At 76.0% G+C, this 8173-nt stretch carries 9 protein-coding genes; 3 read left to right on the top strand and 6 right to left on the bottom strand.

The features are described 5' to 3' along the window. Positions 1-101 precede the first annotated feature (101 nt). Positions 102-1361, top strand: coding sequence for an NADH:flavin oxidoreductase/NADH oxidase family protein (locus tag E1200_RS08735; RefSeq protein ID WP_131951306.1), 1260 nt, complete (start codon positions 102-104; stop codon positions 1359-1361). Between the two features lie 46 nt (positions 1362-1407). On the opposite strand, the gene E1200_RS08730 is transcribed toward E1200_RS08735, so the two are convergent. Further along, the gene (locus E1200_RS08730; RefSeq protein WP_165950251.1) at positions 1408-2007 is read right to left on the bottom strand and encodes a flavodoxin domain-containing protein; all 600 of its coding nucleotides are present in this window, start codon (positions 2005-2007) and stop codon (positions 1408-1410) included. Between the two features lie 168 nt (positions 2008-2175). Here E1200_RS08730 and E1200_RS08725 point away from each other — a divergent pair, with 168 nt between their 5' ends. Continuing rightward, on the top strand, positions 2176-3882 hold the full coding sequence (locus E1200_RS08725; protein ID WP_131951304.1) for a hypothetical protein: 1707 nt from the start codon (positions 2176-2178) through the stop codon (positions 3880-3882). A gap of 48 nt (positions 3883-3930) precedes the next feature. Here E1200_RS08725 and E1200_RS08720 read toward each other — a convergent pair whose 3' ends face one another. From E1200_RS08720 to E1200_RS08705, 4 genes are all read right to left on the bottom strand, one after another. After that, positions 3931-5394 (bottom strand): benzaldehyde dehydrogenase, encoded by a 1464-nt coding sequence (locus tag E1200_RS08720; protein WP_131951303.1) that lies wholly within the window; start codon positions 5392-5394, stop codon positions 3931-3933. A 135-nt stretch (positions 5395-5529) separates the two neighbouring features. Continuing rightward, positions 5530-6102 carry a TIGR03086 family metal-binding protein gene (locus E1200_RS08715; RefSeq protein WP_131951302.1) on the bottom strand — a complete coding sequence of 191 codons (573 nt, stop codon included), beginning with the start codon at positions 6100-6102 and terminating at the stop codon, positions 5530-5532. Beyond that, on the bottom strand, positions 6089-6574 hold the full coding sequence (locus E1200_RS08710) for an SRPBCC family protein (RefSeq protein WP_131951301.1): 486 nt from the start codon (positions 6572-6574) through the stop codon (positions 6089-6091). The genes E1200_RS08715 and E1200_RS08710 overlap by 14 nt, the downstream gene beginning before the upstream one ends. After that, on the bottom strand, positions 6504-6902 hold the full coding sequence (locus E1200_RS08705; RefSeq protein ID WP_131951300.1) for a metalloregulator ArsR/SmtB family transcription factor: 399 nt from the start codon (positions 6900-6902) through the stop codon (positions 6504-6506). The genes E1200_RS08710 and E1200_RS08705 overlap by 71 nt, the downstream gene beginning before the upstream one ends. Positions 6903-7104: 202 nt before the next feature. Here E1200_RS08705 and E1200_RS08700 point away from each other — a divergent pair, with 202 nt between their 5' ends. Continuing rightward, positions 7105-7401: a hypothetical protein gene (locus tag E1200_RS08700; protein WP_131951299.1), complete on the top strand. Its 297-nt coding sequence runs from the start codon at positions 7105-7107 to the stop codon at positions 7399-7401. 43 nt (positions 7402-7444) lie between these two features. On the opposite strand, the gene urtE is transcribed toward E1200_RS08700, so the two are convergent. Then, positions 7445-8140 (bottom strand): urea ABC transporter ATP-binding subunit UrtE, encoded by a 696-nt coding sequence (gene urtE / locus E1200_RS08695; RefSeq protein WP_131951310.1) that lies wholly within the window; start codon positions 8138-8140, stop codon positions 7445-7447. Between the last annotated feature and the right edge of the window lie 33 nt (positions 8141-8173).

Genomic DNA, 8173 nt, shown 5'->3' with positions numbered 1-8173 from the left:
GTGTTGTTGTTATGGAAGACCGGATAACAACGACACGCCGCAAGTCAACGCGGCGGGGGCGGGGCCGCGGCGGGGCGACGGTGAGCATAGGCTTCGGCGCCATGACCCCCACCCCGACCAGCGGCGGCCGGCTGGGCGCGCCCCTCACCCTGCCGTCCGGGCTGACCCTGCCGAACCGGCTGATGAAGTCGGCGCTGAGCGAGGGGCTCGCCGAGCCGGACGGATCGCCCGGCGCGAGGCTGGAGACCCTCTACCGCCGGTGGAGCACCGGCGGATACGGCCTGCTCGTCACCGGGAACGTCGCCGTCGACCCCCGGCACCTGAACGAGCCCGGCAACGTCGTCATCGAGGACGACCGCCACCTCGCCGCACTGGCCAAGTGGGCCGGGAGCTACCGCGCGCACGGCGGGCCGGTCTTCGCGCAGCTCAACCACCCAGGCCGGCAGGCCAACCGGCGCGCCGGGCGGACCCGCCCGGTCGCGCCCAGCGCGGTCGCCGCCCGGGTCCCCGGCGCCCCCAGGCCCCGCGCCCTCACCGACGAGGAGATCCGCGGGATCGTCGGGCGGTTCGGCACCGCCGCGTCCGTCGCCGAGGCCGCCGGGTTCGACGGGGTGCAGATCCACGCCGCCCACGGCTACCTCGTCACCCAGTTCCTGTCCCCGGCATCGAACCGGCGCGACGACGCGTGGGGCGGCGACCCCGAGCGCCGCCGGGCCTTCGTGCTGGCGGTCCTGCGCGCCGTCCGCGCCGCGGTGCGCCCCGGGTTCACCGTCGCGATCAAGCTCAACTCCGCCGACTTCCAGCGCGGCGGATTCACCGAGGAGGAGTCCCGCGAGGCCGTCCGCGCCCTCGTCGCGGAGGGGATCGACCTCATCGAGATCAGCGGCGGCTCGTACGAGGCGCCGGCCATGATGGGGGTGCTGGCCGAGTCCACCCGGGCGCGCGAAGCGTACTTCCTGGACTACGCGCGGTCCGTCCGCGAGGCCGCCGGGCGGACGCCGCTCGCCGTCACCGGGGGGTTCCGCACCCGCGCCGCGATGGAGCGGGCCCTCGCCGACGGCGACTGCGACATCGTCGGCATCGGGCGGCCCACCTGCCTCACCCCCGACGCGCCTAAGGCGCTCCTGGAACGCGGCGAGGAGCGGCTGGAGGTACCGCCGATCGCGGTCGGCGCCCGCGCGGTGCTCGGGCGCCTCACCGACCTGCGCCCCCTCGACAGCGCGCTGGACGTGCAGTGGCATGCCGACCAGCTCCACCGCATGGCGGCGGGCCGCGACCCCGATCCCGCCGTGCCGTGGTACCGCACCCTCGGCTCGATGGTCCGGCACGGCCCGGCCGCGCTGCGTCCCAAGCGGGGCTGACGGCGCTCACCGGGCACCTCGTCGCCGAACTGCCCCCCTGGCGGGGTCAGAGCAGTGCTGAGCTTCTGCCCCGGGGCGGGCCCGGGACGCGCAGCGGGACGACGACCCGGTCGGCGCGGCGCGGCCGGGGGACGGAGCCGCCGGCTTCGAGGTCGTCGGCGATGGACGACGCCCAGGTGTCGATCCGCGGCCAGTCCCGGTGGTCGCCGTAGCGCACGCCGAGGAGCCGGCGGCGCAGGCGTGCGGCGAGCGGCATGTGCTGGCGCAGGAGGACCCCCGCGAAGCGCCGGTGGTCGCGGACGCCGATCCGCCTTTGCAGTCCCTCCGTCAGCAGCGCGTTTTCGTTGGGGCCGGTGCCGGGCCAGGGGCCGTGCGCCGCGGGCGGGGCTCCGACGCTGAACAGCCACACCGGGCGCCGCGACAGCGCGGCGCGCTCCCGGAGCAGGAGGCCGCGGGCCTCCGGCAGCCACGCCTGGTCGTGGACGGCGCTGCCCAGCACGACCGCCTCGTGGCCCGCGAGGTCCCGCACCGCGTCCACCGGGCGGACATCGACCGCGAAGCCCCGCCCCGCCAGCACCGCGCCGATCCGCTGGGCGATGCCTCGCGTGGAGCCGTGCGCGCTCGCATACCCCACAAGGATGGCCACGTCCTCACCTCCGGTTGCGTTCTCCCCTTCCATGATCAAGCAGGAGGAGCGCCCGGGCAGTAGGCCGTTGGTCCTATGTACAGGGCCTTTCGCCCTCATTCGGGCGGCGCCGCGCCCGCTACCCGGCCGTTACCGATCGCTGCGCACAATGCGGGGGGAGGTACCGGCGTGGGGAGGTACACGGTGGACCGCGCGCACTATGCCCGCCTTCTCAGGCTCGCGTATCTGGTGCTGGACGACGGCGACGCCCCCCTCACCCGCGCCCGCCGCGCCGCCGCGCGCGCTTCCCGGGGGCGGCCGGGCGGCTACCCCGCGCAGCGGACACGGCTGATCGGCGCACTGCTGACCGAGCCTCCCGCCGGGCGGTTCCCGCTGCACCGCCTCTTCGCCGAGCCCGCGCCCGCACCGCGCGGGCCCGTCCGGGAGGCGCTGGCGGAGCTGCCGCCGCACGAGCGGCTGGCGTACCTGCTGCGCATGGACGGCCTCACCGTCCCCGAGGTCACCGCCGAACTGGACCCGCACCGGCCCACCGGCTTCGGGGACGTCGAGCGCGCCGCCGCCGCCGTGGACGCCCGGACCGGCCTGGACGAGGCGGCGCAGCGGGTCGAGATCGAGGCGTTCGAGCCCGACCTCGTCCGGCTCCGCCCGCCGTCCGCCCGGCCCGGGTGGCGCGTCGCCGCGGCGGTCGCGGTCGCGGTGGCGCTGCTGGCGGCCGCCGGGTCGGTCCTCACCCGGCCGGGGGAGGCGGCCGGCGGGCCCGCGGCGATCGGCCCCGGCGCCTGGCGCGAGACGCCCGCGCCCTCGATCAGCGAGTGGCCTGCCCAGGGCGGGCTGCGGCACGACACGGCGCTGCTGCGCCGCGCCGCCGGCGCGTGGCGGGCTCACCACCGCCACCCGCCGGTCGGCCGCGTCTTCGTCCTGTACGCCGGGAGGGTGGACGGCGCCTCCCTCGTCGTGCTGCGCGACACCCCCGGCGTGCGGGACGCGCCGAGCGTGGCGCAGTACTTCGAGCGGCGGATGTCGCGCGGCGTGGAGTCGGTCCGCGGGCTCCGGACCGGCGCGGGGCAGTTGATCATGCTCGGCATGACGTGGCGCTTCCTCGTCCCGCCCTGGCTGCGGGACGTGCGGGCGGCGGTGCCGGCGGAGCGGGCGCCGGCGTGGCTGCCGCTGGAGGTCCGGGACGGGCTGAGCGACCCCCTGCCGTGGGACTGGTTCACGCCGGGCTGCCAGAACTACGTGGTGTTCCGGATGACGTTCCGGCCGGCGGCGGGCGGGACGGCGCGGCCGGTCACGCAGCTCTCCTCGCACGACCCGCGGGCGGCGGCGCCGCGGGTGTGGTTCCCCGGCCGGCCGGAACCGGAGGAGGAGTTCCGCCGGGCGGCGCTGCGCGCCGTCGCCTGCGAGGGGGCCGCGACGCTGAGCGAGTCGGGCGACCTGTGGCTGAACCGGCTGTGGAGCGGTGAGCTGCCCGACGGCGGCGGCCGGGCGACGCTGCTGACGGTGGACGCGTCCGCCCCGGAGGCCGTCCCCGGGACCGCGGTCCTGGTCTCCGACGGCGGGCGGGTGCTGTCGGCGCGTGGCCGGACGAACAGCGACACCACCCCGTCCGCCGCGTCCACCACCGCCGTCCTGTGGTGGCGGTCGCCGAGACGCTGGCACCTGCTGGCGGCGGCGGGGCCGCGGGTCGCCCGGCTGGAGGCGGTCGGCGAACTCGGCCGGCACGTGGGGGACCCGGCGCGGCCGGGCCGGGAGCCGCCGCTGGTCGTGCCCGGTCCCCGCACCGGCGGCCCGGACCCGGAGCGGGTGCGCCTCCCGATCGTCCACGTCGTGGCCTACGGGACCGCCGGGGACCGCACGGTCGTCGGCCCCTGGTGACCGGCGCCGGCCGGGCGGGCGGCCCCGCCCGGCCGGCGCCGGCCCGCGTCACAGCGGGTACCGCGGGGCCTCGCCGCGCATGGTGATCCAGCGGGTCTCGGTGAACGCCTCGATGTTGGCCGCGGCGCCGCCGAAGCGCGAGCCGGTGCCGGAGGCGCGCACGCCGCCGAACGGGGCGTTGGCCTCGTCGTTGACGGTCTGGTCGTTGATGTGGACGATCCCCGTCGGGATCCGCTCGGCGACGGCCAGGCCGCGCATGACGTCGCGGGTGATGATGCCGAGGGACAGGCCGTACTCGCTGGCGGCGGCGAGTTCCACCGCCTGGTCGACCGAGGAGACGCGCGTGACGGGGGCGACGGGGCCGAAGACCTCCTCGGCGAAGGCCGGGGCGGTCAGGGGCGCGTCGGCGAGGACCGTGGGGCGGTAGAAGAGCTCCTCGTAGGTGCCTCCGGAGGCGAGCTTGGCGCCCTGGTCGACGGTCGCGGTGACCATGCCGTGGATCCGGTCGCGCTGGCCGGCGTCGATGACGGGCCCGAGGGCGACCTCGGCCGCGGCCGGGTCCCCGACCGGGAGGTCGCCGGCCTTGGCGGCGAGGCGCTCCACGAAGTCGTCGTAGAGGCGCTCGGCGACGAAGTGGCGACCGGCGGTCATGCAGATCTGGCCCTGGTGGAAGAACGAGCCCCAGGTGGCGAGGTTCACGGCCTCGTCCACGTCGGCGTCGTCCAGGACGAGCAGGGCGGAGTTGCCGCCGAGCTCCAGGTGGGCGCGCTTGAGGTGGCTCCCGGCCAGTTCGCCGATGCGGCGGCCGACGGGGGTGGAGCCGGTGAAGGAGATGACCCGGACGTTCGGGTCGGTGACCAGCGCCTCGCCGACGTCGGCGCCGCCCGGCAGCATGTGCAGGACGCCGGGCGGCACGCCCGCCTCCTCGAACACGCGGGCCATCAGCGTGCCGCCGGTGACGGCGGTGCGCGGGTCGGGCTTGAGCAGGACGGCGTTGCCGAGCGCGAGCGCCGGGGCCACCGAGCGGATGCCGAGGATGATCGGCACGTTGAACGGGGCGATGACCGCGACGACCCCGGCCGGCATGCGGCGCGCCATGGACAGCCGCGGCTCCTCCGACGGGAGGATCTCGCCGATCCCGCGGCCGGGCAGCGCGGCGGCCGCGTAGCACTCCTCGGCCGCCACGTGCAGGGCGAAACCGGCCATCCCGGGGACGGCGCCGACCTCGCGGACGTTCCAGCCGCTGATCTCCTCCGCGTGCCGCTGCCAGAGGTCGCCGGCCTTGCGCATGACGGCGGCGCGTGCGGTGTGCGGCATGGCGGCCCACTCCCGCTGCGCCTCGGCCGCGCCGGCGGCGGCCTCGGCGACGTCCTCGGGGGTGGCCTGCCCCATCCGGCCGAGTTCACCGCCGGTGGCGGGTTCGACCACGGCGTAGTCGCCGCCGCGCCCGGCCGTCCAGGTGCCGTTCTTGAAGATGTTCCCCTGCCAGTCGACGCTGTCCAGCAGTCCCACGGGCGTCTCCCTGTCGTCGCGGTGGTGCACGTACCTGTGCACCTCCCCATATTTCCTCACGAGTCACCGCCCGCGGGAAGGGCGGCCGGGGAAGGGCCGGGCACCCGCGCCGTGCCCGGCCCGGCCCCGCCCGGCTCAGGTGCCCGGCCAGTGCGGGTCCCGGCCGATGAAGCCGAGCAGCCTCGTCTGGACGTCGGCGTCGCCGGGCACCTGGACGCGGGCCCCGTACTGGCCGGAGGAGCGCATCGCCTCCTCCGCCTCCGCCATGCCCGCGAGGAGCTCGGCGCAGAAGCCGGGGTCGAGCCGGTCGTCCTGGCCGGTGGCCCTGGCCAGGTCCCAGGTGTGCATGAACACGTCGGCGGTGTAGAACCGGTCGATCGCGGTGTCGAGCGGCAGGGTGCCGATGTGCGGATTCGTCAGTTCGCGCCGCGGGGTCTCCGGGTCGTCCAGCACCGCCTGCACGCCGTCGCAGTGCACCTGCCAGGCCGCGACCGGGTCCTCGTCCACCGAGGGGCCGCGGGGCAGGTCGATGCCGGCGCCGGCGGCCAGGAACCCCGGGAACCAGTCGGTCAGGTGGCGGACGACGTCGCGGGCGGCCCACCCGGCGACCGGGGACGGCGCGTCCCAGGACGCGGTGCCGCGGACCCGGTCGCCGAACAGCCCGGCGACCTGGCGGTGCCGCTCGGCGGGGCGGTCAGACAGCGCCATCGGCCACCATCGCCTCCAGCTTGGCGTACCCGTCGTTGACGCCGGTCTCCATGCCGCTGCGCAGCCACGCGTCGCGGCCCTCGAAGCTGTCGACGAGCGACTGCGCCCGGAGCCGGGCGCGTCCGCCGCCGAGGTCCTCGAACCACAGCGTCTCCAGCGCGACGCCGTCCGGGTCGCCCTCATAGGTGAAGGTCTGCACGATGCGGTCCGGCCGCACCTCGTGGAAGGTGCCGCGGAACCCGTACTCCGTGCCGCCCAGCACCGAGACGTACCGCCAGCTCCCGCCGGTGCGCGCGTCCCAGTGGTCGATCCGGGTGTCGGTGGCGTCGGGCCCCACCCACCGGGCGAAGAGCTCGGGGTCGGTGTGGGCGCGGAACAGCTGCGCGGGCGTCGCCGCGAAGTCACGCGTTATGCGGATTATCGGCAGCTCCGGGTCGGCCTCGATGGCCGCCTCCGCGGTCGTCGACTTCATCGTCGTCCTCCTTCATCTCGGCCAGGACCGCGTCGAGGCGGCGGTAGCGCCGCTCGACGCGGGCCCGGTGGCGTTCGATCCAGGTGTCCATCAGGTCGAGGGCCTCGATCTCCAGCCGCACCGGCCGGGGCTGCGGCCCCGGGGGCCGGCTGACGAGCCCGGCGCCCTCCAGGACCCGCAGGTGCTTGTAGACGGCCTGCAACGACATCCTGTACGGCTCGGCCAGCCGGCTCACGGTCGCGTCGCCCTCGGTGAGCCGGGCGACCATGTCGCGCCGGGTCGGGTCCGCGAGGGCGGCGAAGACCCGGGACAGCGTGTCCTCGGTCATCGTTCTCCTGTTTCAACCTGTTGGTTGAAACTCACGATAGGGCGGGGATCTCCGGGCCGTCAACTGTTTGGTGGAAAGAGCAGGTGAATAGCAGTTCGGGGTAGCTTGCCCCCGCTCCGTCCGGGGTGCCCGGAGGGGACGGATCGAATCCGGCATGCGCGACCGAGGGTCTGGAACGCGCCGCTGCTGGAAGGATCGGGTCATGGTGGACGCGCAGCGGGCGGCGATGGCGGACGAGCTCGAGATGCGGGGCTCGCCCCTGTGCGACTGCGCGGGGCGCGGGCCCGCGTTCAGCCGCACGACCGGGGCGGCGATCGCGCACCACTGCGGCTGCGCGGCGGTGCGGGCGTCGGCCCTCGCGCGGCGCGCCGCGTCCGCCACCCGGCACGCGCGCGAGTGCGGCTGCGACCTGGCCGACCGCGAGGCCGCGCTGTACTGGGAGAAGGAGTTCGCCGCCCGCCGCCCGGGCGGCCACGTCCCGGGCTCGGGCGCCTGCTGATCCGACGCGGCGCGCCGGCCGGGCGGGCGCCCGGCCGGCGGCCTCAGACGGCGAGCAGGCGCTTCACCTCGTCGCCGCGCAGGTCGTCGGCGGTCCCGGAGTGCCGGACGACGCCGCCGTCGAGGATCGCGAACCGGTCCGCCAGCCGGAGGGCCAGGTCGAGGTACTGCTCCACCAGCAGGACGGCGAGGCCGAGCTCGCGGTGCAGCCGCTCGACGGCCTCCTCGATCTCCAGGATGATCGAGGGCTGGATGCCCTCGGTCGGCTCGTCCAGGATCAGGATCCGCGGCCGGGTCACCAGGGCGCGGGCGATCGCGAGCTGCTGCTGCTGGCCGCCCGACAGGAACCCCGCCCGGCGCTGCAGCAGCCCGGTCAGCCGCGGGAACACCTCCAGGGCGTCGTCGATCGCACCGCGGTCGGGTCTGCCCATCGCCTCCTGCGTCACCTGGAGGTTCTCCCAGACCGTGAGCTGCGGGAACGTCTCATGGCCCTGGGGCACGTAGCCCATGCCCGACCTGACCCGCTTGAAGGTGCTCGCCCGCGTGACGTCGGCGCCGTCGAACACGACCGAGCCCGCCGTCGGGGCCAGCAGGCCCATGATCGTGTTGAGCAGCGTGGTCTTCCCCGCGCCGTTGCGGCCCATGACGCACGTCAGCTCGCCGGGGCGCACCACCAGGTCCACGCCGAAGAGCACGCGGGAGCGGCCGTAGGCGGTCTCCAGCCCGCTCACCCGCAGCATCGCGTCCGCCATGCCGCCTCCCGGCTCGTGCGG

This window comes from Actinomadura sp. GC306, from assembly GCF_004348665.1.
Taxonomy (GTDB): domain Bacteria; phylum Actinomycetota; class Actinomycetes; order Streptosporangiales; family Streptosporangiaceae; genus Spirillospora.
Note: the sequence above shows the minus strand (reverse complement) of the source record. Positions and strands in the feature narration are given on the sequence as shown.